Below are 26,594 nucleotides of genomic sequence, written 5' to 3'. Positions count from 1 at the left end.
CAGCCGAGTCCTGCACCGGCGGAATGGTCGCTGCGGCGCTCACCGACGTGCCGGGTTCATCCGACGTCTTTCTCGGCGGGATCGTGTCCTACGCGAACTCGGTGAAGATGGAGCTTCTCGACGTGCCTCCCGGACTGCTAGCGCAGTACGGAGCAGTGAGCGAAGAGACCGCGCGGGCGATGGCCGAAGGTGCACGCGCGCGCCTCGGCGCCGACCTCGCGGTAGCGGTCACCGGCATCGCGGGCCCGGATGGCGGCTCCGACGAGAAGCCGGTCGGCCTCGTGTGGCTCGCGGTGGCTTCGGACGCGGGCACCGCCTCCACGCGCCGGCGCTTCGTTCGCGGAAACCGAGACTCGATCAGAGCACGCGCGACAGCCGCCGCCCTCGACCTGCTCCGTCTCGCGACCCGAGCTCACTGACGGTGCGCGCGTTCGTCGGTATCGAGCTGTCGCCGACCGTTCGGGACGCACTCGCGGCTGCGGGTCACGACATTCGAACTCAGGCCCCTGGTTGGGCGGGGGAGAAATGGGTCGCTCCCGGAAACCTTCACGTCACGCTCGCCTTCTTTGGCTCCATCGAGTCCCGCGCAGTTGAGTTGCTCCTCGGTGAACTCGATGAGCGGGTCGGCGTCGTGTCCGAGTTTGAGCTGCCGCTCGTCGGGATCATCGCTGTTCCAAACCGCGACCGGGTCGACATGCTTTGGGCCACCCTTGATGACCCCGTCGGGCTTGCCGCCTCACTTGCAGCGGCCGTCAACGAAGCGGCTGCCGCATGCGGCCTCGCTCAGGAGAGCCGCCGATACGTACCTCACATCACCCTTGCCAGGACCCGTCGCGCACACCGTCACGAAGAGGGCCTCGTCGAGGTCCTCGATGCCGCATCGGCGAGCCTGCCGACAACCGTGTCAGTGGTGTCGGCTACCTTGTTCTCAAGCGTACTGAGCCGCAGCGGACCCCGCTACGAAGTCGTCAGGAGCTGGCCCCTCAGATCGTGAGTTCGGGCAGGTCACGGCGGATTGGGCTCGGTGCGGAATCGCGTTGACATCGAACAGGTGTTCGTGTAGGGTCAGGGTGCCCCGAGGGGACCGCCCGATATCGGATTGGAGCGAGTGAGGCATGGACCGCGAGAAGGAAAAGATCCTCGATGTAGCCAAAGAGCAGATCGAGAAGAAGTTCGGCAAGGGCTCTCTCATGAAGCTCGGTGAGCATGCCGCGACCGATCAGGTCGCAGCGATTCCCACCGGGTCGCTCGCACTCGACGCTGCGCTCGGTATCGGCGGCGTCCCGCGCGGACGCATCGTGGAGATCTACGGCCCTGAGTCTTCAGGCAAGACAACGCTGGCACTCCAGATCGTCGCAGAGGCCCAGGCCGCAGGCGGGGTCGCCGCGTTCATCGATGCGGAGCACGCGCTCGACCCCAGTTACGCATCACGGCTCGGCGTCGACATCGACGAGATACTCATCTCACAGCCGGACACGGGTGAGCAGGCGCTTGAGATCTGCGACATGCTCGTGCGCAGTGGTGCAATCGACGTCGTTGTCATCGACTCCGTCGCCGCACTCGTACCTCGGGCAGAACTTGAGGGTGAGATGGGCGACACGACGGTCGGCCTTCAAGCCCGCCTCATGAGCCAGGCATTGCGCAAGCTCGCCGGCTCCCTCAGCAGGTCAAACACCACGTGCATCTTCATCAACCAGTTGCGCGAGAAGATCGGCGTCATGTTCGGCAGCCCCGAGACCACGAGCGGCGGCCGTGCGTTGAAGTTCTACTCGACGGTCCGCATCGACGTGCGGCGCATCGACTCCATCAAGCAGGGCACCGAGATCACAGGCAACCGCGTGAGAGCCAAAGTCGTCAAGAACAAGGTGGCTGCGCCGTTCCGCATCGCAGAGTTCGATCTCATGTACGGCACGGGCATCAGCAAGGAAGGCTCAATCCTCGACCTCGGCGTGGACGAGGGAATCGTCGCGAAGTCCGGCGCCTGGTACACCTACGGCGCAGAGCGTCTGGGCCAGGGCCGCGAGGCTGCGAAGGACTTCCTGCGCGAGAATCCCGCGCTCCGAGACGAGATTGACGGCAAGGTTCGCACCTCGCTTGGGCTTCCCAACGGCGCACCCGTCGCCGAGCAGGCGCCCGTCAAGCCGGCTGCCGCCGACCAGCCCGTCGTCCCGGCATCCAAGTAGCGGATTCACGGGAGACAGCACCCATGCTCCAACGCATCGAAGTCGCCGGGCCCGGTTCGAAGGCCCGGCGACTCGTGTTTTCTGATGGCGAAGACCCCCGCACCACGTCCGCCATCGCAGCCCGTGAGATCGGTCTGGTTGAGGGAGCAGAGATCGAACGCGCCGAAGTCGAGGCCTCGCTCGCAGAGGTCGAGTACGACCTCGCCAGGGAGCGTGCGCTGCGGCTCCTCGGCTATCGCGAGCACTCGGCGCATGAACTCTTGGCAAAGCTGCTCGACACCGGCTACCCGCGCCACATAGCTCAGTCGGTTGCAGATCGGTTCGTTGAGGTCTCGCTCATTGACGATGAGCGGTTTGCTGAGGCGTGGGTGCGCTCGCGCGTGAGTGCCGGCTACGGTCCGCGCCGGATAGCGCGGGAACTCAAACTCAAGGGAATCTCAGACGCCCTGATCGAGACAGCCCTCGCAGAGTCTCAGCCCCATGAGCACGAGGTCGAACAGGCTTGCGTGGCCCTGCGCGGCCGCCGCGCCACGAACAAGCGCGAGCGCGAGAAGCTCATCCGCCGCCTAGTCACGCGCGGCTTCTCGCTCGCCACGGCTCTTGAAGCGGTCGGCGATTGTGAGGAAGATCCCGCGGCCGAGTAGGTAGGGCACCCGGCATTCGAACCGCTGACCTGCGCAAATACGGCCGAGGTGCATCACAACTCCCGTCGTCTCGCCTTGACGCTAAACTGCCACTCACGGTAGGATTCCCGAAGGCATCAAGATCACCCGTCTGGGTCGCTCGACGCGGCTCACGTGCGGTTCTATGTGTGGCATGAAGTGAGACTCCGAGGATGACGGCCTGCACGGCCGTATTTCGCATATCTGGATACCCTCACGCTGCACGGTCTCGATGCCGGACGGAATGCCGTCCGGCTTTCCTGTTTGGGGGAGTTCGAGCAGCGTTTTCGTCCCTGACGGACATGTGAACGCACCACTATCGAAAGGAGGGCGCGCATGGGCAGTACAGCGATCGTTGTCACGTTCGTCGCACTGATCATCGGCGCCGCCCTCGGCTTTGTTGTGAACCGCTTCGTCATGAAGGACCGCACTGCGCGTGCCGCCGAAGAGGCGGACCGTACGGTCCGAGATGCGGAGAAGCAGGCCGAGACGCTCAAGAAAGAGGCCTTGATAGAGGCCAAGGATCAGATCTTCAAGATGAAGCAGGACGCCGAGACCGATAACAAGGAGCGGCGCAAGGAGATTCAGGCTCTCGAGAATCGCATGAGTGAGCGCGAGGCTTCCATCGATCGTCGCGCCGAATCGCTCGACAAGCGTGAGCACCAGCTCTCCAGCACTCAAGGCCAGATCGCCAAGCGCGAGAAGGACCTTGAGGAGATGGTCGAGGAGGAGCGCAACCGACTCGAGGCCGTAGCCGGCATGACCGCCGACCAGGCGCGTGACGAGCTCATCAACCGGATCCGTGACGACGTGAGCCGCGAGGCCGCGCAGATCATCCGCGAGTCCGAGACCCGTGCTCGCGAGGAGGCCGACAAGAAGGCTCGCAACATCGTCGGCATCGCCATCCAGCGCGTCGCCGCCGATCACACGGCAGAGTCGACAGTTTCCGTCGTCCACATTCCCAGTGACGACATGAAGGGCCGCATCATCGGCCGAGAAGGTCGCAACATCCGCGCGTTCGAGCAGATCACCGGCATCAACCTCATCATCGATGACACCCCCGAGGCGGTCATCCTTTCGAGCTTCGATCCGGTCCGTCGCGAAATCGGCCGCATCACCCTTGAGACCTGTATCGCTGACGGACGCATCCACCCGGCCCGCATCGAAGAGATGTACAACAAGGCCGAGCAACTCGTCAGCCAGGCTGTGCACGACGCTGGTGAGCAGGCTGCGTTCGACAGCGGCATCCATGGGCTGCACCCCGAACTCATCCGTACCCTCGGTCGCCTGAAGTACCGCACCAGCTACGGGCAGAACGTCCTCAAGCACTCGCTCGAGGTCAGCTATCTGGCCGGCGTCATGGCCGCAGAGCTCGGCGTTGATGTGCAGCTTGCGAAGCGTGCAGGCCTTCTGCACGACCTTGGCAAGGCCATCGATCACGACATCGAGGGCCCTCACGCGCTCATCGGTGCCGACCTCGCTCGCCGCATGAACGAGCCCAAGTCGATCGTGCACTGCATCGAGGCGCACCACGGTGATGTCGAGCCGGCAACGGTCGAGGCCGTTCTCGTGCAGGCCGCTGACGCAATCTCGGCGGGTCGCCCCGGCGCTCGCCGAGAGACCCTCGAGAGCTACATCAAGCGCCTTGAGAAGCTTGAAGCCGTGGCGAACTCGCACAAGGGCGTTGAGAAGACCTACGCCATGCAGGCAGGCCGCGAGATCCGCGTCATGGTCAAGCCCGACCAGATCAGCGACGCCGACTCGGTCGTGCTTGCGCGTGATATCGCAAAGCAGATCGAAGACGAACTCGAGTATCCGGGCCAGATTCGCGTCATGGTCATCCGTGAGAGTCGAGCGGTCGATTTCGCGAAGTAGCATCGTTCGAAATCGATAGCGACCGCGCTTCGGCGCGGCAGGGAAGGGCGGTGCCACGGTGCCGCCCTTCCGCACGCAACAGCACTCCCCGAACAGGCACCACGGAAGGTAGACTGTCTCCCATGACCCCGAACGATGATCTCCTCAACTTCGTTACCGCCGTCTCCGGTGAGGCCTACCTCAAGGTCGAGGAGACACTGGGCGACGGCTACGTTCGGCTCCGCATCTCGGAGGCCGAGCGCAGGCAGGCGAAGCACGACATTCGCAGCGTTGAGGACATCGTGGTCGAACTCTTGCGCAACTCGCGCGACGCGCATGCCGGCCGCCTGTTCATCGCAACCGGCCGCGAGGGCGACACTCGCAGCATGACGCTCATCGATGATGGTGTCGGCGTGCCGACCGCAATGCACGACCACGTGTTCGAACCGCGTGTCACGAGCAAGCTCGACACGATGGTCATGGACCGATGGGGCGTGCACGGCCGAGGTATGGCCCTGTTCTCCATCCGAAGCAATGCCACCGAGGCCAGAATCGCAACGTCCGAGCTGCACAAAGGCGCTGCAGTCGTAGTGGTGACCGATTCGACCGCACTTGCAGAACGCGCCGACCAATCGACCTGGCCCATGCTCGAACGCGATGACTCCGGCTCACTCAAGGTGGCCCGTGGTCCGCACAACATCGTTCGTCGCGTAGTGGAGTTCGCCGTTGAACACCCGGGAATTGAGGTGTATCTCGGAACACCCACCGAGATTCTCGCCACGATGTGGGCGCTGGCACGAACGGAACTCGACGCCTCCGAGCTGCTCTTTTGCGATGACGTGACGCGGCTGCCGGTCTGGCAACGCCCCTCGGCCGCAGGCGACGCGGCGGAGCTCGTCGATATCGCCCACTCGCTCGGACTCGAAGTCTCCGACCGCACCGCTCATCGCGTCATAGCCGACGGGTTGCCCCGGCTGAAGCAGGTGCTGGTGCTTGCGGGCGGATCGGCTCCCGTTGTGCCCGAGACCTCCGGTCCCGACATCTACAAGGACCGGCGCGGTCTCAAGCTCCACCACACGGACATAGCCCAGTTCCGTCGCGAACTCGAGGCTGCGTTCGACAGCATCGCTGAGCGCTATTACCTCCATCTGAAGTGCGAGCCCAAGATCACGGTGGGCAAGGACGATATCCGAGTCCGTTTCGAGGTGGAGAAAGAGGACTGACGCTTCGCACTGAACGGCGGTATACTCTCGTTCACGCTCCAGCACAGCATTACGTCGCGCCAGTAATCTCGCCACACACGCAGCAGCCGTGATCGACCCGCGGCACACACCAGGTTCTCGCCAGGGAGGGACCGTGGAAGTCCTCAAGGTTTCGAGCAAGTCGAATCCGAATTCAGTCGCCGGTGCACTCGCCGGAATCGTTCGCGAACAAGGTGCAGCCGAGATTCAGACGGTTGGCGCGGGGGCGCTCAACCAAGCCGTCAAGGCGATCGCCATCGCTCGCGGGTTCATCGCACCCTCCGGCATGGAGCTGACGTGCGTGCCTGCTTTCGCCGACATCGAGATCAACGGCGAGGAGCGCACCGCCATCCGGCTGCTCGTGGAGCCGCGCGACATGCACCGCTAGATCGGCTGCCCCATGCGCGCCGATCTCCACGTTCACTCGACCGCCTCCGACGGAACCGTCGCTCCCTCCGAGCTCGTGGCGCTCGCGCTCACACACGGCGTCGATGTGCTTGCGATCGCCGACCACGACTCCGTCGCGGGGCTCGGCGAGGCGTCGCAGGCCGCGCAGGGCACCGGCCTCGTGCTGATCCCGGCAGTCGAACTCTCATCGGTAGCCGGTGCGATCGACGTCCACATCCTCGCGTACCACGTCGACCCGCTCGATCCGTCGCTTCTGTCCGAGCTTACGCATCTCCGAGACGCCCGGATGCGCAGAGCCACGCGCATGGTCGCGGCACTCGCCGAAGCCGGCCATCCGGTCACGCTCGCCGAGGTTCTGGCCCTGTCGGACGGGGGAGCGGTGGGTCGTAGCCACGTGGCGCGTGCGCTCGTAGGCGCAGGAGCCGCTGAGAGCGTCTCTGAGGCGTTTCGGCGCTACATCGGTAGAGGAATGCCCTTCTACGTGCCCAAGGACGCCAGGCCGCCCGAGGAGGTCATCGGATTCGTGCGGTCCATCGGCGCGGTCCCGGTCCTTGCGCACCCGGGAGTCACAGACGCCGATGAGCTCCTGGAGGATCTGATCGCTGCGGGGCTGCTCGGCATCGAGGCCTTCCACGCGGACCACACTCCCGAGCAGCGCCAGCGCTACGCGTCGTATGCGCGGGAGCGAGGGCTGCTCGTCACCGGCGGAACCGACTACCACGGCCCCGCATCTCCCAATCCCGAGCTGGGCTCCTGCGACGTCCCCACTGAAGACATCCTCGCGCTCCTGGCCGCAGGGAGCCCCTCCCACGACGCCTAAAGGCACCGTGGTAGACTTCCCAGCCATGCAGACCTACTTGATCCGCACCTTCGGGTGCCAGATGAACAAGCACGACTCCGAGCGCGTCGCCGGACTACTCTCCGCGCAGGGCCTGTCGCCGGTGGAGCAGGCCGAAGACGCCGACGTGGTCGTCTTCATGACGTGTTGTGTGCGCGAGAACGCCGACGAGCGGCTGAGGGGCCAAGTTCATTCGCTCAAGAGCGTCAAGGCCGGCCGACCCGGTCAGCTTATCGCGGTGGGGGGCTGCATCGGCCAGCGAGACGGTGAGACGCTCCTGCGCCAGATTCCGCACATCGACGTGGTCTTCGGGACGCACAACATCGCGCACCTGCCCGCGCTTCTCGATTCAGCGAAGAGTCAGCGTTTACCTCAGGTTGAGATTCTGTCTGAATCGACCGACTTCTCGAGCGATCTACCCACGGAGCGGGAGCATCCCTGGCATGCATGGGTGCCCATCACGGTGGGTTGTGACAACTTCTGCACTTACTGCATCGTGCCTCACGTTCGTGGTCGGGAGCGTTCGCGACCGCTCGAGGACATCGTCGCTGAGGTGGAATCGCTCGTGGCGGACGGTGTGCTTGAGGTGACGCTGCTAGGGCAGAACGTCAACAGCTACGGGCGGGACATATACGGGGAGCCACGGTTCGCCGATGCGCTGCGCGCGGTTGCGGCTGCCGGGATCGCTCGCATTCGGTTCGCGACCAGCCACCCCAAGGACCTCTCGGAGGACACGATCCGCGCGATGGCCGAGGTGCCCGCCGTCATGCCCTACCTTCATCTCCCCGTGCAGTCGGGATCCGACTCTGTGCTCACTGCGATGAACCGCAAGTACACGCAGTCGGAGTACCTCGCGCTCCTGGAGCGCATCCGTGCGGCCATTCCGGATCTCGCGCTGTCGACCGACGTCATCGTCGGGTTCCCGGGAGAGACCGACGAGGACTTCGAAGCCACGCTTGAGGTGATGAGGGCCGGTCGCTACGACCAGGCGTTCACGTTCATCTACTCGCCACGCGAGGGCACTCCCGCAGCTCGTATGGAAGCGCGCGTCACGCGCGACGTGTCGCAGGAGAGGTTCGATCGGCTTGTGGCGATCGTGCAGGCCTCGGCGCTTGAGAACAGCACTCGCTACGTCGGAACGGTCCAGCCGGTCCTGTTTGAGAGCGTGAGCAAGCGTGACGAGCAGATGCTCGCAGGCCGCGCCCCGAGCAACCGAATGGTGCACGTACGCGTCCCCGAGGGCCGCAGCGCGGACGAGTTCACCGGTCGCATTCTCGACGTTGAGATCGATGAGGCCCAGACCTGGTTCCTGATTGGGCACCTGACGGGTACGAACTCCTAGAGCAAGCCGACCCGGCTCGTGTCGTAGGCCGGGCAACGGAGCCCGAGTTCGCATCGGCAAGGGAGTGACCCGCTTGACCAACGGAACCTTCGGACTGATCGTCCCTCATCCGCCCGTCTTCGTCCCGAATGTGGGAGGAGAGCGGGCGCGCACCGCTGCATCCTCGATCGAGGCGCTCGCCGTCGCGCAGTCAGCACTGGACGAGTTCGCACCCGAGACGCTCGTGTTGATGTCCCCGCACGCGCCGGCCGCCGGCGACCTGCTGCTCGTAGACGACAGCGACTCATTCTCGGGGGACCTGTCACAGTTCGGGGACGCGACGGTCTACCGCGCGCAGGGCGATCCCGAGCTCGCCACCGCGATACTCGCCGAGCTGCGCGCTCACGGTATCGATTCCGCGTCACGGAGCGGCGACCTGCGCCTACGGGCCGGATGGCTCGACCACGCGAGTATCGTGCCGCTCTCGTTCATCGATCCGGACGCACGCTTTCGCGTTGTGGTCCTCTCCCTGGCGTACCTCCCACTGTCCGCACACCGTGTGCTCGGCCTGGCGGTGCGTGAAGCGGCGGACAGGCTGCGCCGACGAGTGGCGTTCATCGCAAGTGGCGACTGCTCTCATCGGCTCACGTCAGACGCGCCTGCGGGCTACTCGCCGCGAGGCATCGAGTTCGATGAATGGCTGCGGGATGTCGTCGCGTCAGGGCGTCTCTCGCTGCTCGCCGAAGCCGACCCGGGACTTCAAGATGCGGCAGGGGAGTGCGGCTTGCGCTCGTTTGTGGCGCTCGGCGGGTTCGCAGGCTCAGACCCCGTACCGACCAGTGTGCTCGCGTACGAGGGTCCGTGGGGTGTTGGATACCTGACGGCGCTCGTGGGCGACGCGGCGCTCCGGTCGGCGGCCGATGCTCCCGAAGCAGCGGCACCCGCAGAGTCCGAGATCGTGACGCTGGCGCGTACTGCTATCGAGACCTACGTGCGAGATGGTCGCGTCCTCGCAGCCTCGCCGCTCGTGGGCGCGCAGTTCCCTGCGCGTGCGGGCGCATTCGTATCGCTGCACCGCAACGGGGATCTGCGCGGCTGCATCGGCACCATCGCCCCGACCTCCGGATCGCTGGCCGAGGAGGTCGTGCACAACGCCATCCAGGCGGCCATGCACGATCCCCGCTTCCCATCCTTGTCCGCTATCGAACTCGGTGATCTCGATGTGAAGGTTGACGTGCTCCATGAGCCTGAGGAATCGCGCCGCGAGGATCTCGACCCCGCCCGCTACGGCGTGATCGTCTCCACGGGCTCACGACGGGGTCTGCTGCTTCCCGACCTTGAGGGTGTTGATGACGTCGAGACTCAAGTGGGTATCGCGCTCCAAAAGGGCGGTATCCGGCCCGAGGAGCAGTACCGCATCGAGCGATTCCGAGTCGACCGCTACACTTAGCCGATGACCCCATCCGCGCCATCCACCACCCGTGTGATCGCTGTCGTCGGCCCAACCGCCGTTGGCAAGACGGCGCTTGCCGAGGAGATCGCCGTGCGACTCGGCGGCCAGATCGTCAGCGCCGACTCGATGCAGGTCTACCGCGGCATGGACATCGGCACGGCGAAGCCCGCACTCGCCGACCGTCGAGTGCCCTACCACTGCATCGATCTCGTCGATCCCGGGCAGCCGTTCTCGGCGGCGCTATTCCAGCGAGTGGCCCGCGACTCCATCGAACAGGTGGCATCCGGCGGCCACCTGCCTGTAGTGGCAGGCGGAACGGGACTCTATGTGCGCGCGGCGCTCGACACCATGGAGTTTCCCGCCGGCGAGCAGGCTGACAACGCGGTTCGCGACGAATACGAGGCAGTCGCACGCGAGAGGGGTCCCGAAGTACTGCACGCACTGCTGTCACAGCGTGATCCCGCCTCGGCAGCGCTCATACACCCCAACAACGTGCGTCGGGTCGTTCGCGCACTCGAGATGGCCGACCAAGGCATCTCGTACGCGCAGCAGGCCGCCGGGTTCTCAAACAGGGTGGGTGTCTTCGAGACGCGGTATGTAGGGCTCGACATGGACCGGCAGCGACTCTACGAGCGAATCGACGCTCGAGTCGATTCGATGGTTGCGTGCGGCCTTCTCGGAGAGGTCGAGCAATTGCTTGCGGCTGGATTTCGATCGGCACTGACCGCATCGGCTGCTATCGGGTACAAGGAGTTCGTACCGGTCATCGAGTCCGGTGCTGACATGGATGGGGCGATTGCGCAGGTGAAGCAGGCTACGAGGCGCTATGCGAAGAGACAGCTGACGTGGTTTCGCTCGGATCCACGAATCTCGTGGTTCGATGCGCAGACGCCGACGGCGACCGCCGCTGACGCGGTGATCGATGGGTTAGACTGGTCGCCAGCTTCAGGGTCGTAGCATGCTAAGGCCAACGGGTCCGTGAGGGGAGATTGCTGTTATGGAACTCGCGTTTGTGAAGATGCACGGCCTGGGAAACGACTTCGTGGTCATGAACGACCTCGCCGAGGAACTCGATCTCGCGCCCGAGGCGGTTCAGTGGTTCTGTGACCGCAACTTCGGTATCGGCGGCGACGGGCTCATCTTGGTGCGCCCTGCGACGACGCCGGAAGCCGACTTCTATATGCTCTACTACAACGCAGACGGCACCACCGCCGAGATGTGCGGAAACGGCGTGCGCTGCTTCGCCAAGTACGTTATCGACCACGGGCTGCTTCCGGCCGACCGCAACGAGGTCCGCGTCGAGACCTTGGGTGGAATCAAGCCGGTCGAGGTCACACGTGCCTACGACGGCACGCTGTACCTTGCAACGGTCGACATGGGCGAGCCGATCCTCAAGCCCGCCGATGTGCCCACAGCCATGCGGTGCGGCAACAACGACGACATGGTGATCCAGTGCGCACTCGAGACCGAGATGGGCACCTTCGATGTCACACCGCTGTCCATGGGTAACCCGCACTGTGTGCTGTGGGTCGAAGACATCGAGACGGCGCCGGTACACGAACTCGGCCCGATCATCGAGAACCACCCGATGTTCCCCCAGAAGACCAACGTCGAGTTCGCCCAGCTCGCGGGCGAGAACATCGTCCGGCTGCGCGTGTGGGAGCGCGGTGTGGGCGAGACGCTCGCCTGCGGCACGGGCGCGTGCGCGACCGCGGTAGTCGCTTCAGTGACCCTGCGCACCGATCGAGAGATCACCATCGAACTTCTCGGCGGCGAACTCGAGATCCGGTGGGCTGAGAACGATCACGTCTACATGACCGGACCCGCAGAAGAGGTCTTCGCCGGCATCGTCGCCATAGACGAGGACGACGAGTAGACCCTGAGCGGAGTCCCAGTGCTAGCTGACGTGGTCGAGGTTCTTGAGTGCCCGCACTGTGCCTCCGCGCTGTCACTCGTCGACGGACGGGTGCTCGCATGCGCAAACGGGCACGCCTACGACATCGCGCGTGAGGGATACGCGAACCTCATCGGTCCGGGTAAGCGCGCGTCGACCGCTGACACGCCCGAGATGGTGGCCGCACGTCGGGAGTTCTTGGCCCGAGACCACTTCGCACCGCTCGTCGCCGCCGTGGCCGAAGCGGCCTCCGAGGCTCTCGCGCTCGCACCATCGGGTCTTGTGCTCGACGCAGGTGCCGGCACGGGGACATTTCTCGCCGCCGTGCTCGATGCGAACCCGAGTCGAACGGGCCTTGCACTCGACATCTCGAAGCATGCGGTTCGCGTCGCAGCGCGCTGCCATCCTCGCGCGGGGGCGATCGTGGCGGATACCTGGGGCCGGCTGCCGGTTCGTTCGTCGGCCGCGGCACTCGTGATGTGCGTGTTCGCCCCACGCAACGCCGAGGAGTTCGCCCGTGTACTCGCCCCCGGTGGATCGCTGGTGGTCGTCACCCCACAACCCGATCACCTGCGCGAACTCGTTGAGGCACTAGGACTCATCACCGTCGACCCACGCAAACCGGAGCGGCTCGCAACCACGCTCTCGGGCGCCTTCACCACGTCCGCCACGGTCGACATCGCCTATTCGATCGTGCTGGATGCCAGCGACGCCTTGGCTGCCGCGCTGATGGGACCGAGCGCTGCACATGTCAGCGAACCGGATCTGCGAGGCGGGATCGCATCCCTGCCCAGCCCGATCCGAACGCAAGCCGCGATCACCATCACGACGTATCAGCCACGTGCGAACGAAACGCCTGAGCTGTAACCGGACGGCAACCTGCGGGCGCAAAGCGTAGTGTTACCATGTCACGCACGGTGCCGCTGGGCGCCGAATCACCTCACACACCTCGGAAACAAGGGGAGACACGACAAGTGAGAACCGCTAAGCGCATGGAGAATCTGCCGCCGTACCTGTTCGCGGAGATCGACCGCAAGAAGGAGGCGCTCCAGGCACAGGGTGCCGACGTCATCTCCCTCGGTATCGGCGATCCCGACCGTCCCACCCCGCAGCGCATCATCGATGCGATGCACAAGGCCATCGAGAACCCCAAGAACCACCAGTATCCCGCGTACGCCGGCAGCAAGCCGTACCGTGAGGCCTGCGCCGAGTGGATGAACCGCCGCTTCGACGTCACCGTCGACCCGGCCACCGAAGTCGTCGCGATGATCGGCTCCAAGGAGGGCATCGCTCACCTCTTCCCGGCCTTCGTCGACATGGGCGACTACGTGCTCGCTCCGGGCGTCGGCTACCCCGTCTACACCACGGGTGCGATCCTCATCGACGCCAAGGTGCACTACATGCCCATGAACGAGGGCAACGACTGGCTCGCCGACTTCGAGGCCACCCCGGCAGACGTGCTCGCCAAGGCCAAGATGATGTTCATCAGCTACCCCAACAACCCTGCGGCCGTGTCGGCGCCCGTCGAGTACTTCGATGCCGCCATCGCGTTTGCCAAGAAGCACGACCTGCTTCTGGTCCACGATCATGCCTACTCGGAGATCAGCTTCGATGGCTACAAGGCCCCGTCGATCTTGCAGCGCCCGGGCGCCCGCGAAGTCGCCATCGAGTTGTTCTCGATGTCCAAGGCCTACAACATGACGGGATGGCGTGCCGCGTTCGCGGTTGGTAACGCAGAGGCCATCAAGGCGCTTGGCACGGTGAAGAGCAACATCGACTCCGGAATCTTCACCGCGATCCAGGATGCAGCGATCGAAGCCATGCTCGGTCCGCAGGATGACGTCGCCGAGATGAGCGCGCTGTACCAGCGCCGTCGCGACATGGTACTCACCACCCTCGCTGAGGTCGGTATTCACGCGCGCAAGTCGCAAGGCACCATCTACGTGTGGGCTCCGGTCCCGGAGGGTTACACCTCGACCGACTTCGCCACGCTGTTGCTCGAGAAGGCTCACGTCATCGTGCCGGCAGGCAGCGCGTACGGCCCTGATGGCGAAGGCTACATCCGCATCTCGCTCGCTACTCCCGACGATCGACTCGCCGAGGCGCTCGAGCGTATCAAGAAGCAACTTTAGGAACGGGCTCACTCGACGTGACGCACCGACTGGCTCCACATACAGGCAACGAAATCCACGAGCATCGCGATCGCGCGGTGCTCGTGGGCGTTGATGCGGGTCGAAAGGACTGGCCAATCGAGGAGTCCTTGGCTGAGCTGGAGCGTCTTGCCCACACGGCCGAGGTCGATGTCGTGGCGACGACGACCCAGCGCATGGAGCGACCCAACCCGCGTACGTTCGTCGGCTCTGGCAAGGTCGAAGAGGTCGCCCAGCTTGCGAAGGACTTCTCGGCGAACCTCGTTATCTTCGACGACGAGCTCTCGCCTCGCCAGCAGCTCAACATCGAAGCCGTACTGCCGGACACTCGTGTCCTCGACCGGACAGCGCTCATCCTCGAGATCTTCGCGATGCACGCTGTGACCCGCGAAGGAAAGCTCCAGGTCGACCTGGCGCAGCAGGAGTACGTGCTGCCTCGGCTTCGCGGTATGTGGGGCCACCTCGAGAAGGAACGTCTCGGCGGTGGACGCGGCGCTCGTTTCGGCGCGGGCGAGTCCCAGCTCGAAACCGACCGTCGAATGGCGCGCAAACGAATCTCGGAGCTCAAGCGAGAGCTGGCGGCCGTATCGGGAGAACGAGACCTGCAGCGCAAGGCTCGCGCACGCAGCGGCGTGTTCCGTGTAGCCCTCGTCGGATACACGAATGCAGGCAAGTCGACCCTGCTCAACGCGCTGACCGGGGCCGGCGTCCTCCAGGCCGACATGCTGTTCGCGACTCTGGACTCCACGACCCGTCGTATGGCGCTTCCCGAGGGACGCGAGATCACGCTGACCGACACGGTCGGGTTCATCAACAAGCTTCCGCACGGACTTGTAGAGGCATTCAAGTCCACGCTCGACGAGGTCAACGAAGCTGATTTGCAGCTGCACGTGACGGATGCGGGTTCGCTGCAGCGGGAACAGCAGATGGCTGCCGTCTTGGAGGTGCTCGAGGAGATCGACGCCCATACAGGCTGTCACATCGTCGTGTTCAACAAGTGCGACACGATCGACTCTGACGAGAGGGCGATGCTCCAGCGACGCTATCCCGGTGCAGTGTTCGTCTCAGGGCTGACCGGCGACGGCCTCGACGCACTCACGGCCCGGATTGCGGACGAGGCCGCCCGGGGGAGTGTGACGGTGACGGTACTGCTGCCCTATACCCGCGGTGATCTCGTCGCACTGGCACACGAGCGGGCGCAGATACTCTCCGAGCGTCACACGGAAGCCGGGACGCAACTCGCCCTGCAGGTGTCCCCGGACCTCGCGCCGACATTCACGCCGTTCGCACTGGATGACGGGGAAGACACAGCCGTATAGGCGCAAGGGACCCTGCCGTGTCGTGCAGAGTCGCTTAGAGCTTGCGGAACAGGGCGACCACTTTGCCGAGGATACTCACGTCACGCGTGTAAATGGGCTCCATCGTGGCGTTCTCAGGCTGCAGACGAACCCTGTCGGCTTCCCGATAGAACGTCTTCACGGTCGCGGAGTCATCGATCATCGCGACAACGATGTCGCCGTTGTCGGCCGTCTGCTGCTGGCGAACTACCACGAAATCGCCGTCGAGAATCCCGGCCTCGATCATCGACTCGCCCCGGACCTTCAGGATGAATGTGTTGTCTCCGGCAAGCTCGGTTGGCAGAGGCATCGTGGACTCGATGTTCTCGGCCGCCAAAATGGGCGAGCCGGCAGCGACCTGTCCGACCAGCGGGACTGCGCTGACCTTGCCGTAGTCAATCCCGCGGTCGGTCTCACGGTAGTCGAGCACCTCAAGTGCTCGTGGCTTGCTCGGATCGCGTCGGATGAAGCCCTTTGCCTCAAGCGCTGCGAGATGAGAGTGCACGGTCGACGATGATGAGAGACCCACGGCCTCGCCGATCTCGCGAACGCTCGGCGGGTAACCGCATCGGTGGACCTCTCCTCGGATGAAGTCGAGGATCTCCTGCTGGCGCTTGGTCAGCTCTCGCTGGTAGGTCATCTCCTACACTCCCTCGCTCATCGAACAGGTGTACGCCCAGAGTGTAGTCGTTGGACTTCCCCCATGCAAACACGCGTTCGTATTCGTGGTTGCACATCGAACACGTGTTCGTATAGACTGCAATCGAACAGATGTTCGCTGGCATCACGGTTCGTGTCAGACCCGATCGGTAGGGTGCACACGACATGAAGCGAAGGACAGGGGAGCCGCACCATGAACACCACAGTCGCCACAGGCAGCATCCACCGCACTTCACGACCCAGCCAACGCCCGCGCACGCATTCACGAGTGAGTCAGGCCAAGCGGAGTACGGGCCTCGAACTGATCGTGGTGGCGCTCGTCGCGGCACTGCTCGTCTGGGGTCTCCTCGCATCACGGAATCCGCACCTGGCCGACACGGCAGTGCAGACGGTGCGCGTAGCGCCCGGAGACACTCTGTGGTCGATAGCCAAGTCCCACCCGCTGCCCGGGATGAGCACATCACAGCTCGCAGCAGCTATCGCCACGTCCAACTCACTGGGCTCGCGTGTGCTCGTTCCGGGGCAGCGAATAGCGGTCCCTGTCGCGGCATCAGATGACCCACAGATGGTCGCATCCCGCTGATTCTCAGGTAGGTCTCGTCGGTCGTCTTCCACCGCTATATCTAGTGTGCTACCTTGCGAGGTAGTCTAGATGTAGGGGCGGGAGAACCCATGCGGTGTCCTTCGTGCGGCCATGACGAAACCAAGGTCGTCGATTCTCGTATGTCCGAGTCGCAAGATGCTATCCGGCGTCGTCGGGAGTGTCTGAGCTGCGCTGAGCGTTTCACGACCTACGAGCGCCGCGAAGAGACTCCACTCATGGTGGTGAAGAAGGATGGCACCGCCGAGCCCTTCGATCGCGTGAAGCTCATGCGCGGCCTGCTGGTGGCTACCGCCAAGCGCGGTGTGAGTGTCGAGCAACTCGAGGCCCTGATCACCGACATCGAGACCGAGCTCCACAACTCATTCCGCTACGAGGTGGGCAGCAGCCAGGTCGGTGACATGATCCTCGTGCGACTGCGCGACCTCGACAAGGTCGCCTACGTTCGTTTCGCGTCGGTCTACAAGGAGTTTCAGGATCTCGACGAGTTCACATCCGAGCTCAAGGCGTTGGGGCGCCGTGGCTGACGTATCCGCCACAACCTCGAAAGGGGTCCAGCTGACGTGCGCCTGATCGTGAAGCGTCTCGACTCGGCTCTCCCGCTTCCGTCATACGCCCATGAGGGCGATGCGGGACTCGATCTCTACTCCGCTGCGACTCTCGATATCGAGCCTGGTGAGCGAGTTCTCGTGCCTACGGGCCTTGCAGTCGCTATCCCCGAAGGCTATGCGGGCTTCGTGCAGCCGCGAAGCGGCCTTGCGCTCAAGCAAGGTCTCTCGCTTGTGAATACGCCCGGCCTCATCGACAGCCACTACCGCGGCGAGATCAAGCTGATCGCCATCAACCTGGACCCTTCCAACGCGATATCGATTGTGCGCGGCGACAAAGTCGCCCAGTTGGTGATCCAGCGCGTGGAGAGGGTGCACGTCGTTGAGGCCGAATCGCTCGACGAAACAGTGCGTGGGGAGGACGGCTTTGGCAGCACCGGCATCTAGCGGGCCTCGCGTCCGCGCAGCCGCGCTCATCCTCGTCGATGGACGAGTCGTGCTCGCACGGCACCGAGCAGGTTCCGCTGTCTACCACCTGCTTCCCGGTGGAGGCGTCGACTACCGAGAAACCCTGGAAGACGCAGTGGTGCGCGAGGTGCGCGAGGAGACCGGCCTCGAGGTGGCCGTGGACGCATTCCTGTTCGCCAACGACACCATCGACCCCACCGGCTCGCGTCACGTCGTGAATCTCACGTTCACTGCGCATGTCATCGGTGGCGCGATCACAGACAGCCCCGATGACCAACGCGTCGAGGCGATCGACCTCGCGGACCCGGCGAAGCTCGGCGACTACGACCTCAGACCGCCCTACGCGGATGCGATTCAACGCTTTCTGGCAGGTAAGGGGAGCGGATCGGGATACCTCGGCTCGCTGTTCACGGCAGGCCGATGAGTTCAGCAACGTCCACAACGACCAGGCCGGAAGCATGAGAGGGGCGTGAAACACCACCTCCGGTCATGAACGCACGGGCATGGGGGCCCGAGTCACCACCTCTGCCAAGTTCGATAGAAAGGTACCTCTGTGGACACATTCTTCAAGTTCAAGGAACGGGGAACGGACCTCAAGACCGAGCTTCTCGCCGGCTTGACCACATTTCTCACCATGGCCTACATCGTCTTCGTGAACCCGGGCATCCTCTCATCTGCGGGGATCCCGTTCGCCGGAGCAGCGACGGCCACCGCACTTGGCGCTGCCCTCATGTGCATCTGTATGGGGCTCATCGCAAACCGCCCCTTCGCGCTCGCTTCCGGCATGGGCCTGAACGCGGTCGTGACCTTCTCGCTCATCGGCTTTCAGCAGGCGAACGTGCCGTGGCAGGTTGGTATGTCGGTCATCTTCGCTGAAGGACTCGTCATTCTCCTTCTCGTGATGACTGGTCTGCGAGAGGCCGTCATGAACGCGATTCCGATCGATCTCAAGCGAGCGATCGGTGTCGGTATCGGCTTGTTCATCACCACCATCGGACTGAACGAGGGCGGCTTCATCAAGCCTGCCCCGATTACCCTCGTCGGCCTGGGAGACTTCACCCAGAAGTACGTCTGGGTCACCGTCATCGGGCTGCTCGCCATCCTTGCCTTCATGGCTCTGAAGGTGAAGGGCGACATCCTGTGGGGCATCCTTGTCGCAACGGTCGCCGCATGGTTGCTCGGTGTCACCAAGCTCCCGACCGCGGTCGTCGGAGCGCCCGACTTCTCCACCTTCTTCGCACCATTCCAGCAGGTCAACGGCAGCATGGCGATCATGCAGATATTCACGCCGGCCCTGCTGCTCGCTTTGTTCGCGATCATGCTCACCGACTTCTTCGACACGATGGGGACGGTGATATCCGTAGGGGAGCAGGCCGGGTTCGTCGAGCCTGATGGAAAGGTCCCGGGCATCCGGAACATCCTCGCCGTCGACTCTATCGCTGCATCGGTCGGTGGACTCTTCGGCGCCTCATCGATCACTACCTACATCGAGTCGGCTGCGGGCGTCGCCGAGGGCGGCCGCACCGGTCTGACCGCCATCGTCACCGGCGTACTGTTCGCTGTCGCAGCGTTCCTCTCACCGATCGTCGGCATGGTCGGTGGCGGCTACATCATCCCCAGCGCCGAGCAGTACGGCGCCTTCGCAGGCAGCGGTTTCCAGGTACCACCCGGAGACTACTTTGTGTATCCCATCACTGCCGGTGCGCTCATCGTGGTCGGCTTCCTCATGATGCGCACGGTTCGTGAGATTCCTTGGACGAACCTCGAAGAGGCGTTCCCGGCGTTCCTCACCATCGTAGGCATTCCGCTGACCTACAACATCAGCTACGGAATCGGGTTCGGCTTCATCAGCTACGTCTTCATCAAGATCTTCCACGGCAAGGCTAAGGATGTTCATCCGCTGATGTGGATCGTCTCTGCCGCCTTCGTTGTCACATTCATCATGCCCGCACTTCAGAAGCTCGTAGGCTAGGAAGGAGCGACCGTGGCACGCGATCGCATAGTCCAGACAGACGAAACACTGCCTTTGGTGCAGGCACTGCCGCTTGCGGCACAGCACCTCATGGCGATGTTCGGCGCGACCGTACTGGTTCCGATTCTGACGGGGCTCGACCCCGGCGTCGGCCTCATGACCTCCGGAATCGGTACCATCCTGTATCTCATCTGCGTACGCAATAAGATTCCGAGCTACCTCGGCTCGAGCTTCGCGTTCATAGCCCCGCTCATCGCAGTGATCTCAGCCAAGGGAGGCGGCGGGATTCCTGCTGCTCTCGGTGGCCTCGTCGCAGCCGGTGTGGTCTACATGGTCGTCGCCGGAATCGTGAAGGCATTCGGAACCGGATGGCTCACCAAGCTCCTTCCGCCGGCGCTTGTCGGCGCAGTCGTCATCGTCATCGGTCTCGGCCTTTCCGCCGTAGCCGTGAAGATGTCGATGTTCCCGTTCGCGACACCGGATCCCACGCTTCCGGGCATGGGTGTCGAGTTGAACCGGGTTCTGCTCGCGGCCGTCACGCTGTTGTCCGCGGTAGCCTTCTCGAGCTTCTTCAAGGGCTTCCTGCGTACCATCCCGATACTCATGGGCATCATCGTCGGCTACGTCGTCGCGCTCTTCATGCCGGGTATGGTCGACTTCAAGCCGGTCATGGACGCCGCGTGGATCGGCCTGCCTAAGGTCGTGTTCCCGGTCTTCGACCTGGGCGCCATCGCGATCATCGCGCCGGTGGCGATCGTGGTCATCGTCGAGCACATCGGACACCTGTTGGTCATCAACGAGATCACCGGCAAGGACTTCACACCCATGCTGCCCGAGTCGCTCTTCGGCGACGGCCTCGCAACGGCCATATCGGGTGCCCTTGGTGGCACTCCGTCCACCACGTACGCCGAGAACATCGGTGTCATGGCGGTCACCAAGGTCTACGCGACCCAGCTGTTCTGGTACGCGGGCGCGCTTGCATTCGTCATCGGCGGATTCGTGCCCAAGCTCGGAGCGTTCATCAGCTCGATTCCGACCCCGGTCATGGGTGGTATCTCGCTGCTCCTGTTCGGGCTCATCGCATCCAGCGGCCTGCGTCTGTTGGTCAAGTCCGGCATCGACTACAGCCACAGCCGAAACCTCATCATGTCCAGCGTGGTGCTGGTCATCGGTATCGGTATGGAGACCGGCGGGTTCTACATTCCGATCGGCAAGTACTCGATCCCGGGTATGGCGCTGGCGACCTTCATCGGCATCATCCTGAACCTGGTTTTGCCGCGAGAGGCGGAGAGCCTTGCCGTGGATGCACCGGACTTCACCGGTGAGCTGCAGGCGGAGTCCAAGGCGTAGCACACAAGAGCACACTCGCGCGCGTCAGCGCGCACACGACGGCCCCGGGCTGCGACAACGCGGTCCGGGGCCGCCTCATACCGTGAGATGTGATGGTGTGGGGGATTTCCGCAGCTCACGTGCCCGAGAGGGGCTGTGCTGCACGGTTGTATATGCGTGATAATACATCTTATGTCATGTCGCAGAATCGCACCACGACCCTACACTCGTAGCCCTGCTGAAGGAATCCCTCTGTTCGACAGGCGCTGCCGCCACGACGCGACTACTCGGTGCCTGTGTTCCCGGATTGAGCGCCCTGAAGATACGCCGCCTCGAACTGGGACTTGGTCATCTCGGACAGTGCGTCTCGAGCCTCGTCGAGCAACGCTCGGGCCTGTCCCGGCTCGTCGAACGTAGCCATCCGCGTCACGATGTCCGGGTCGTCGAGCCGCACCGCCTCAACATGGAAGAACTCGACCTCGTCGCCCGGGTCGACCTGCGGCTCGCGGTACAAGATGTCGTCGTGCCACTCAAAGTCGAAGTTCTCGGTGGTGTCGACGCGCGTAACGCGGATTCGCCAGAAGTCCTCCGCGTTGCCAATCATCCTGACCATCGGTGCTACTTGCCCTTGATCGCGACGTAGTCAGCGTTTGCGGTTACCCAACCGGACTTGCCCTTTGAGTCCTTGACCTGATACCACTGACCCTCTTTGAGGATGATTGTGACTTCCTCGCCCTTCTTGAGCCCGCGGATCAACTTCGCGCTGGACGATGGCTTCACACGGAAGTTCACCCCGTCGATCTGCGCGATCCCGACACCTGCCACGGAAGCGTCAGCTGTCAGAGTGGTGTTTACCGTCGATGTGGTCGTCGGACTGGCGACCGGCGCGGCGCTCTGGGCGGACTTGAAGTCGTTGTACCAACCCATCACCACGAATCCGAGGACGACGACGACCACGACGCCCGCACCGGCGCGTATCCATTTAGCCATGCTCACAAGTACAGCCCCCCGCCATAGACCGCAGCATCCTCTTCGACATCGCACACCTGACACGTCAAGGCGATAGCTGCCGCAGCCCGCTCAAACACCTCGGCCACAGTCCCCAAGTCAATCGTACCCAACTCAGCAAGCACGCCTGACCCTGTTTCGTTGTCCTTTATCTTTGCCGACTCCCGATTCACGATGTAGGCCGCATCAGCAAGAGACTCGGCGGCCGGCACCAATCGCTTCGGCAGTGACATCGTGTCGAGCTCATCGCGAAGGATCTGCGAGCGAATACGAACCTCGTGCATCATCTTGCGCTCGTGTGAGTCTGGGTCGTCGGCGAACAGTTGCAGCTGCTCGTCACTCCCCTCTGCGAGGCGAATCACGGCCTCCTCGAGCGCTTGGCGAACCGCGAAGACGGCCTCGCGACGACTGATGAGGCGCACCAGGTAGCGACGCTCAAGCGAGCGCCAGCTCAGGAAGCCCATGACGGCGAGCGCGCCGATGAGGAGCAGAGCTCCCACGCCGAGCGCTATCAGACCCCACAACGGCACGTATGACCAACCCTTCATTCAGCGAGGAGCCCCAGACCTTGCGCTCGGGCGTCTCCTGCGGTCAGTTCTCCCCGCGCAAGTCGAGCACTCGCTTACTCTTGCCCGCACTCCGCTCGATTGAACCAGGCTCGACGAGCGTGATCTTGGCACGCAGCCCAAGCACCGACTGAAGCCTGTCAGCGACGTTGTGCTGGAACGCGACCATATCAGCCATGATATCCGAAAAGACCTCTTCGGCGACTTCAAGGCGTATTTCGAGGTCATCGAGCCCGCTCTGGCGGTCCACCACGATGAGGTAGTGCGGGCGCACACCCTCGATCCGGAACAGCACGTCTTCGATCTGGCTTGGGAACACGTTGACGCCACGGACGATGAGCATGTCATCGGTCCGAGACCGCACCCGCTCCATTCGCGCCAATGTGCGCCCACACTCGCAGCGCTCAGTCGTTATCGTCGTGAGGTCATGCGTACGGTAGCGCAGCACCGGAAACGCCTCTTTGGTGAGCGATGTGAACACGAGTTCACCCTGCTCACCCGGCCCAACAGGCTCGCCGGACACCGGGTCTATCAGCTCCCAGAGCACATGATCCTCGGCGATATGGAGGCCCGCCTCGCACTCGCACTCCCCGCTCACCCCCGGCCCCATGACCTCGGAGAGTCCGTAGTTGTCGGTCGCCTTAATGCCGAGTCGTGCCTCTATCTCGCGCTTGGCCGCGCTCGAGCACGGCTCCCCGCCGAACAGGCCGAGGCGCAGCTTGAGCGTGCTGAAGTCCACGCCCATCTGCTCCCCTACCTCAGCGAGGTAGAGCGCGTATGACGGTGTGGACACGATCACCGTGGTCCCGAAGTCCTGCATCATCATGATGTGGCGCTCGGTATTGCCGCTACCAGCGGGAATGATCGTTGCGCCGATGCGCTCCAAGCCGTAGTGCATCCCCCACCCGCCCGTGAACATACCGTAGAGAAACGACATGTCGACGAGGTCTCCCCGCGTCACGCCGGCGGCCGCTCCCACGCGTGCGGTCATCTCGGTCCAGGTGTTGATGTCACCCCGTGTGTAGCCGACGACTACGGGTTTACCGGTGGTTCCCGACGACGAATGGAGGCGGACGACCTCATCCAGTGGCACGGCAAACATCCCAAAGGGATACGTGTCGCGAAGCGCGGCCTTGTCGGTGAGCGGGAGTTTGCGCACGTCGTCAAGGGTGCGGATGTCCTTCGGGCGTACGCCCGCCGTGTCGAGTTGCTCACGGTAGTACGGGACGCGGTCATAGACCCAGGAAACCGTCATCTGCAAGCGGCGCAACTGGAGCGCGTGCAGCTCAACCCGGTCCATGCACTCGTACTCGGGATTCCAGATCATCTAGTGACTCCCATCCGATTGCCACGACCCGAGATAGATCGTGCGCACCGATTCATCGGCCAGAAGCTCGGCCGAAGTCCCTTCGAGTACCACCTTGCCCGTGCGCATGACCGAACCGCGGTCCGCATGCTTGAGGGCGAGTCGCGCGTCCTGCTCGACGAGCAGGATGGTCACCCCGTCGGCCCTCAGGACCTCAAGCGCCGAGAATATCTCCGCGATGACCTTGGGAGCGAGGCCCAGCGACGGCTCATCGAGCAGCAGCAGCCGCGGTGAGCTCATGAGCGCGCGCCCCACAGCAAGCATCTGCTGCTCGCCACCGGAAAGCGTCTCCGCAGGCTGCGCCGCGCGCTCCTCGAGTACCGGGAACAGGGTGTGCACCTTGTCCCGCAGCTCCTTCGCACGCACAGAACGCGAACGAGACGGCAGCGCGTAGGACCCCAGGTCGAGGTTCTCGGCGACGGTCATCGGACCGAAGAGCAGGCGGCCCTCGGGCACCAGCGCGACCCCGCGACGCACGAGGCGTTCGGGACGCTCGCCAGCGATGCTTGTCCCCGCCAGCGTGACGCTACCTTTGGACGGCGTGAGCAGCCCGACAACTGTCTTGAGCAGCGTCGACTTGCCCGCGCCGTTCGCCCCGATAAGCGCCACGACCTCGCCCTCGGCGACGTCGAGGTCGACCCCGTGCAGGACGGCTGCGCGGCCGTAACCCGCATGAACACCTTCAAGGCGCAGGAGCGGCGATCTACTCATTCTCGGCCTCCTCGCCGAGATACGCGGCGATGACCGCTGGGTCCTTCTGGATCATGCGCGGCGGGCCCTCCGCGATCTTGGACCCACGGTCGATGACGACGATCTCGTCGGAAACCTCCATGACCAGGCCCATGTCGTGCTCAACGATCAGCACCGTGATTCCGCTGTCACGAACGCGGTACAGCGTCTGCACGAGTTCAGCGGTCTCTGTCGCGTTCAAACCTGCGGCCGGCTCATCGAGCAGCAGCATCCGCGGCTGGGTCGCGAGCGCCCGTGCGATCTCGAGCAGCCGGCGGATTCCGGAAGGCAGATCACCGGCGGTCGCATCCGCCCACTCGTCGATGCCGATGAGGCGCAGCAGCCGTCCTGCCTCGGCAGCGGCGTCGCGATCCTCGGCGATCGAAGCGGGCAGGCGAAGCGCCGCGGCCACGAAGCCCCTGCGCTGGTGCGCGTGAGCGCCGACCATGACGTTCTCGGCCGCAGTCATCCCATCGAAGAGCTGGGTGTTCTGGAAGGTGCGCGCGAGTCCGGCCCGCACGACGTCGCGAGGCTTGCGCCCAACCGTCTCGACGCCATCGAAGAGGACCGAGCCCTCATCGGGCTTGTCGAATCCGGTAAGCGTGTTGAACAGCGTCGACTTGCCGGCTCCGTTGGGGCCGATCAGGGCCTTGATGGTGCCTTCGAACACGTCGAACGAGACTGAATCGACAGCCGTGAGGCCACCGAATCGCTTCGTGACGCCCTTCACCGAAAGCAGGCTCATCAGCTGGCCCCCTTCCGGCGCGCTCGAAGGAGGGCCCCTACCCCACCGGGAGCGAAGAGGACGATGAGGACGATAGCGAGTCCGTAGACGTCCGACTCGTACGTCTGAACCAGCTGTGCAGTCTCCCTGGACATACCCGGCACGATCGCGTCGAGGTACTGGATGAGCGTGAGCAGGATAGCAGCGGCGAACGGACCTGCGAGCGAGCTCGAGCCACCGATGACCGCCATCGCCAGAAACGCTACCGACGCACCAAGGGTGAATACGCTCGGCGAGATGAACCCGATGACCGATGCGTAGAGCGCGCCGGAGAGGCCGGCCAGCACGGCCGAGACGACGAAAGCGCGCACCTTGACGCCCACGATGTCCACGCCCGCCGCAGAGGCACCGAGCTCGCTGCCGTGGATCGCACGCATGACGCGACCCGGTCGCAGCGACACGACGTTGGACGCGAGCAACAGGGCGACGCCGGCGACACCCCAGACCAGCCAGTAGAGCTCGGCCGGAGCCTTGAGGGTCATCGCGCCGATCTTGGGCAACGGGATCCCCGTGAAGCCGTCCACCCCGTGCGTCAGCGGAACGGCCTCGACGAACGCGAGCGTCATCAGCTCACCGAACCCCAGTGACGCCATCGCGAGGTAGTGTCCCTTGAGCCGCAGGCTCGGCAGCGCAAGAAGGAGCCCGCCGATACCGGCCACCACGCCCGCGGCAGCGAACGCCAGCGGCCACGGCACGTGCAGGGTGGTGGTGAGGATCGCGCAGGTGTATGCACCAAGCCCCACGAAAGCCGCGTGCCCGAGCGAGACCTGACCGGCGTAGCCGAACAACAGCGCCAGCCCCGTCACCACGATGACGTTGAGCCCGGCATAGGTGAACACTTTGATGAGGAACCGATCGGCCACGATGAAGGGCAACGCCGCCACCAGCCCCGCGACAGCGATAACGACTCCCATACGAACTGCGCGCGACCGCATCAGACCTTCTCCCTCCCCGACCCGCCGAAGAGGCCCTGTGGTCGCACGAAGAGAACGCCGAGCAGCACGACAAGCGCTACGGCGTCCTTGTAGAGCGGATTGATGTAGCCGGCCGTCATGCTCTCCAACAGTCCAAGTACGAGCCCGCCGCCAACGGCCGCGACAGGGTTGCCCAGACCGCCGAGGATTGCTGCGGCGAAACCTTTCACGCCGATACCCGCACCCACATCAAACGCCGTCTGGGTAAGGGGCGCGACCGCGAGGCCGGCCACGGCACCCAACGCCGC

The 26,594-nt window shown here is 64.1% G+C and carries 30 protein-coding genes; 21 read left to right on the top strand and 9 right to left on the bottom strand.

Features of this window, described 5'->3' with window-relative positions; genetic code table 11:
• The 15 genes from HGB10_08960 to hflX form a co-directional block, all read left to right on the top strand.
• On the top strand, positions 1-419 hold a 419-nt coding region (locus HGB10_08960; GenBank protein ID NTU71930.1), incomplete at its 5' end, for a nicotinamide-nucleotide amidohydrolase family protein.
• A 2-nt stretch (positions 420-421) separates the two neighbouring features.
• Entirely contained in the window at positions 422-994 is a 573-nt protein-coding gene (gene thpR, locus HGB10_08955; protein ID NTU71929.1) for an RNA 2',3'-cyclic phosphodiesterase, read from the top strand.
• 121 nt (positions 995-1,115) lie between these two features.
• Entirely contained in the window at positions 1,116-2,183 is a 1,068-nt protein-coding gene (recA, locus tag HGB10_08950) for a recombinase RecA (GenBank protein ID NTU71928.1), read from the top strand.
• A 23-nt stretch (positions 2,184-2,206) separates the two neighbouring features.
• Positions 2,207-2,827 carry a regulatory protein RecX gene (locus HGB10_08945; protein ID NTU71927.1) on the top strand — a complete coding sequence of 207 codons (621 nt, stop codon included), beginning with the start codon at positions 2,207-2,209 and terminating at the stop codon, positions 2,825-2,827.
• A 354-nt stretch (positions 2,828-3,181) separates the two neighbouring features.
• The gene (rny, locus tag HGB10_08940) at positions 3,182-4,720 is read left to right on the top strand and encodes a ribonuclease Y (protein ID NTU71926.1); all 1,539 of its coding nucleotides are present in this window, start codon (positions 3,182-3,184) and stop codon (positions 4,718-4,720) included.
• Between the two features lie 122 nt (positions 4,721-4,842).
• Positions 4,843-5,922: a sensor histidine kinase gene (locus HGB10_08935; GenBank protein NTU71925.1), complete on the top strand. Its 1,080-nt coding sequence runs from the start codon at positions 4,843-4,845 to the stop codon at positions 5,920-5,922.
• 133 nt (positions 5,923-6,055) lie between these two features.
• Entirely contained in the window at positions 6,056-6,328 is a 273-nt protein-coding gene (locus HGB10_08930; protein ID NTU71924.1) for a stage V sporulation protein S, read from the top strand.
• A 12-nt stretch (positions 6,329-6,340) separates the two neighbouring features.
• Positions 6,341-7,168 (top strand): PHP domain-containing protein, encoded by an 828-nt coding sequence (locus tag HGB10_08925; GenBank protein NTU71923.1) that lies wholly within the window; start codon positions 6,341-6,343, stop codon positions 7,166-7,168.
• Between the two features lie 25 nt (positions 7,169-7,193).
• Positions 7,194-8,528 carry a tRNA (N6-isopentenyl adenosine(37)-C2)-methylthiotransferase MiaB gene (miaB, locus tag HGB10_08920; protein NTU71922.1) on the top strand — a complete coding sequence of 445 codons (1,335 nt, stop codon included), beginning with the start codon at positions 7,194-7,196 and terminating at the stop codon, positions 8,526-8,528.
• 73 nt (positions 8,529-8,601) lie between these two features.
• On the top strand, positions 8,602-9,957 hold the full coding sequence (gene amrA / locus HGB10_08915) for an AmmeMemoRadiSam system protein A (protein NTU71921.1): 1,356 nt from the start codon (positions 8,602-8,604) through the stop codon (positions 9,955-9,957).
• Positions 9,958-9,960: 3 nt separating this feature from the next.
• Positions 9,961-10,917, top strand: coding sequence for a tRNA (adenosine(37)-N6)-dimethylallyltransferase MiaA (gene miaA, locus HGB10_08910; GenBank protein ID NTU71920.1), 957 nt, complete (start codon positions 9,961-9,963; stop codon positions 10,915-10,917).
• Between the two features lie 40 nt (positions 10,918-10,957).
• Positions 10,958-11,836: a diaminopimelate epimerase gene (locus HGB10_08905; protein ID NTU71919.1), complete on the top strand. Its 879-nt coding sequence runs from the start codon at positions 10,958-10,960 to the stop codon at positions 11,834-11,836.
• Positions 11,837-11,854: 18 nt separating this feature from the next.
• A complete protein-coding gene (locus HGB10_08900; GenBank protein NTU71918.1) occupies positions 11,855-12,721 on the top strand; it encodes a methyltransferase domain-containing protein in 867 nt (288 codons plus the stop codon).
• Positions 12,722-12,828: 107 nt separating this feature from the next.
• A complete protein-coding gene (locus HGB10_08895) occupies positions 12,829-13,986 on the top strand; it encodes an LL-diaminopimelate aminotransferase (protein ID NTU71917.1) in 1,158 nt (385 codons plus the stop codon).
• Between the two features lie 29 nt (positions 13,987-14,015).
• Complete coding sequence (gene hflX / locus HGB10_08890; protein NTU71916.1) at positions 14,016-15,323, top strand: GTPase HflX; 1,308 nt, start codon at positions 14,016-14,018, stop codon at positions 15,321-15,323.
• A 34-nt stretch (positions 15,324-15,357) separates the two neighbouring features.
• Here hflX and lexA read toward each other — a convergent pair whose 3' ends face one another.
• Positions 15,358-15,981 carry a transcriptional repressor LexA gene (lexA, locus tag HGB10_08885; protein NTU71915.1) on the bottom strand — a complete coding sequence of 208 codons (624 nt, stop codon included), beginning with the start codon at positions 15,979-15,981 and terminating at the stop codon, positions 15,358-15,360.
• Between the two features lie 213 nt (positions 15,982-16,194).
• Here lexA and HGB10_08880 point away from each other — a divergent pair, with 213 nt between their 5' ends.
• The 6 genes from HGB10_08880 (at position 16,195) to HGB10_08855 (ending at position 20,940) form a co-directional block, all read left to right on the top strand.
• Positions 16,195-16,584: a LysM peptidoglycan-binding domain-containing protein gene (locus tag HGB10_08880; GenBank protein NTU71914.1), complete on the top strand. Its 390-nt coding sequence runs from the start codon at positions 16,195-16,197 to the stop codon at positions 16,582-16,584.
• An 89-nt stretch (positions 16,585-16,673) separates the two neighbouring features.
• Positions 16,674-17,129: a transcriptional repressor NrdR gene (nrdR, locus tag HGB10_08875; GenBank protein ID NTU71913.1), complete on the top strand. Its 456-nt coding sequence runs from the start codon at positions 16,674-16,676 to the stop codon at positions 17,127-17,129.
• Positions 17,130-17,132: 3 nt separating this feature from the next.
• Complete coding sequence (dut, locus tag HGB10_08870; GenBank protein ID NTU71912.1) at positions 17,133-17,597, top strand: dUTP diphosphatase; 465 nt, start codon at positions 17,133-17,135, stop codon at positions 17,595-17,597.
• Complete coding sequence (locus HGB10_08865) at positions 17,578-18,042, top strand: NUDIX hydrolase (GenBank protein ID NTU71911.1); 465 nt, start codon at positions 17,578-17,580, stop codon at positions 18,040-18,042. The genes dut and HGB10_08865 overlap by 20 nt, the downstream gene beginning before the upstream one ends.
• 129 nt (positions 18,043-18,171) lie before the next feature.
• Entirely contained in the window at positions 18,172-19,590 is a 1,419-nt protein-coding gene (locus tag HGB10_08860) for an NCS2 family permease (GenBank protein ID NTU71910.1), read from the top strand.
• Positions 19,591-19,680: 90 nt separating this feature from the next.
• A complete protein-coding gene (locus tag HGB10_08855; GenBank protein ID NTU71909.1) occupies positions 19,681-20,940 on the top strand; it encodes a uracil permease in 1,260 nt (419 codons plus the stop codon).
• Between the two features lie 262 nt (positions 20,941-21,202).
• On the opposite strand, the gene HGB10_08850 is transcribed toward HGB10_08855, so the two are convergent.
• From HGB10_08850 to HGB10_08815, 8 genes are all read right to left on the bottom strand, one after another.
• Complete coding sequence (locus tag HGB10_08850) at positions 21,203-21,532, bottom strand: hypothetical protein (GenBank protein NTU71908.1); 330 nt, start codon at positions 21,530-21,532, stop codon at positions 21,203-21,205.
• A gap of 5 nt (positions 21,533-21,537) precedes the next feature.
• Complete coding sequence (locus HGB10_08845; protein NTU71907.1) at positions 21,538-21,909, bottom strand: SH3 domain-containing protein; 372 nt, start codon at positions 21,907-21,909, stop codon at positions 21,538-21,540.
• Positions 21,910-21,911: 2 nt separating this feature from the next.
• Positions 21,912-22,475 (bottom strand): hypothetical protein, encoded by a 564-nt coding sequence (locus tag HGB10_08840; GenBank protein NTU71906.1) that lies wholly within the window; start codon positions 22,473-22,475, stop codon positions 21,912-21,914.
• Positions 22,476-22,518: 43 nt separating this feature from the next.
• Positions 22,519-23,820 carry a phenylacetate--CoA ligase gene (locus HGB10_08835; GenBank protein ID NTU71905.1) on the bottom strand — a complete coding sequence of 434 codons (1,302 nt, stop codon included), beginning with the start codon at positions 23,818-23,820 and terminating at the stop codon, positions 22,519-22,521.
• Positions 23,821-24,570 (bottom strand): ABC transporter ATP-binding protein, encoded by a 750-nt coding sequence (locus HGB10_08830; GenBank protein NTU71904.1) that lies wholly within the window; start codon positions 24,568-24,570, stop codon positions 23,821-23,823.
• The gene (locus HGB10_08825; GenBank protein NTU71903.1) at positions 24,563-25,333 is read right to left on the bottom strand and encodes an ABC transporter ATP-binding protein; all 771 of its coding nucleotides are present in this window, start codon (positions 25,331-25,333) and stop codon (positions 24,563-24,565) included. Before HGB10_08825 ends, HGB10_08830 begins: the two co-directional genes overlap by 8 nt.
• Entirely contained in the window at positions 25,333-26,307 is a 975-nt protein-coding gene (locus HGB10_08820) for a branched-chain amino acid ABC transporter permease (GenBank protein NTU71902.1), read from the bottom strand. The genes HGB10_08825 and HGB10_08820 overlap by 1 nt, the downstream gene beginning before the upstream one ends.
• Positions 26,307-26,594: branched-chain amino acid ABC transporter permease (locus tag HGB10_08815; GenBank protein NTU71901.1), on the bottom strand; the 288-nt coding region annotated here is incomplete at its 5' end. The genes HGB10_08815 and HGB10_08820, both read right to left, overlap by 1 nt.

The sequence above is a fragment of the Coriobacteriia bacterium genome, assembly GCA_013334745.1.
Classification (GTDB): domain Bacteria; phylum Actinomycetota; class Coriobacteriia; order Anaerosomatales; family JAAXUF01; genus JAAXWY01.
The sequence above is the reverse complement of the archived record's forward strand: the minus strand, read 5'-3'. Positions and strand labels throughout refer to the sequence as shown.

Excerpts from the sequence above, each read along its gene's own strand:
- recA (NTU71928.1), top strand. The coding sequence starts at position 1,116 with ATGGACCGCGAGAAGGAAAAGATCCTCGATGTAGCCAAAGAGCAGATC.
- HGB10_08945 (NTU71927.1), top strand. The coding sequence starts at position 2,207 with ATGCTCCAACGCATCGAAGTCGCCGGGCCCGGTTCGAAGGCCCGGCGA.
- rny (NTU71926.1), top strand. The coding sequence starts at position 3,182 with ATGGGCAGTACAGCGATCGTTGTCACGTTCGTCGCACTGATCATCGGC.
- HGB10_08935 (NTU71925.1), top strand. The coding sequence starts at position 4,843 with ATGACCCCGAACGATGATCTCCTCAACTTCGTTACCGCCGTCTCCGGT.
- HGB10_08925 (NTU71923.1), top strand. The coding sequence starts at position 6,341 with ATGCGCGCCGATCTCCACGTTCACTCGACCGCCTCCGACGGAACCGTC.
- miaB (NTU71922.1), top strand. The coding sequence starts at position 7,194 with ATGCAGACCTACTTGATCCGCACCTTCGGGTGCCAGATGAACAAGCAC.
- miaA (NTU71920.1), top strand. The coding sequence starts at position 9,961 with ATGACCCCATCCGCGCCATCCACCACCCGTGTGATCGCTGTCGTCGGC.
- HGB10_08905 (NTU71919.1), top strand. The coding sequence starts at position 10,958 with ATGGAACTCGCGTTTGTGAAGATGCACGGCCTGGGAAACGACTTCGTG.
- lexA (NTU71915.1), bottom strand. The coding sequence starts at position 15,981 with ATGACCTACCAGCGAGAGCTGACCAAGCGCCAGCAGGAGATCCTCGAC.
- HGB10_08880 (NTU71914.1), top strand. The coding sequence starts at position 16,195 with ATGAACACCACAGTCGCCACAGGCAGCATCCACCGCACTTCACGACCC.
- nrdR (NTU71913.1), top strand. The coding sequence starts at position 16,674 with ATGCGGTGTCCTTCGTGCGGCCATGACGAAACCAAGGTCGTCGATTCT.
- HGB10_08855 (NTU71909.1), top strand. The coding sequence starts at position 19,681 with ATGGCGATGTTCGGCGCGACCGTACTGGTTCCGATTCTGACGGGGCTC.
- HGB10_08850 (NTU71908.1), bottom strand. The coding sequence starts at position 21,532 with ATGGTCAGGATGATTGGCAACGCGGAGGACTTCTGGCGAATCCGCGTT.
- HGB10_08845 (NTU71907.1), bottom strand. The coding sequence starts at position 21,909 with ATGGCTAAATGGATACGCGCCGGTGCGGGCGTCGTGGTCGTCGTCGTC.
- HGB10_08840 (NTU71906.1), bottom strand. The coding sequence starts at position 22,475 with ATGAAGGGTTGGTCATACGTGCCGTTGTGGGGTCTGATAGCGCTCGGC.
- HGB10_08835 (NTU71905.1), bottom strand. The coding sequence starts at position 23,820 with ATGATCTGGAATCCCGAGTACGAGTGCATGGACCGGGTTGAGCTGCAC.
- HGB10_08830 (NTU71904.1), bottom strand. The coding sequence starts at position 24,570 with ATGAGTAGATCGCCGCTCCTGCGCCTTGAAGGTGTTCATGCGGGTTAC.
- HGB10_08825 (NTU71903.1), bottom strand. The coding sequence starts at position 25,333 with ATGAGCCTGCTTTCGGTGAAGGGCGTCACGAAGCGATTCGGTGGCCTC.
- HGB10_08820 (NTU71902.1), bottom strand. The coding sequence starts at position 26,307 with ATGCGGTCGCGCGCAGTTCGTATGGGAGTCGTTATCGCTGTCGCGGGG.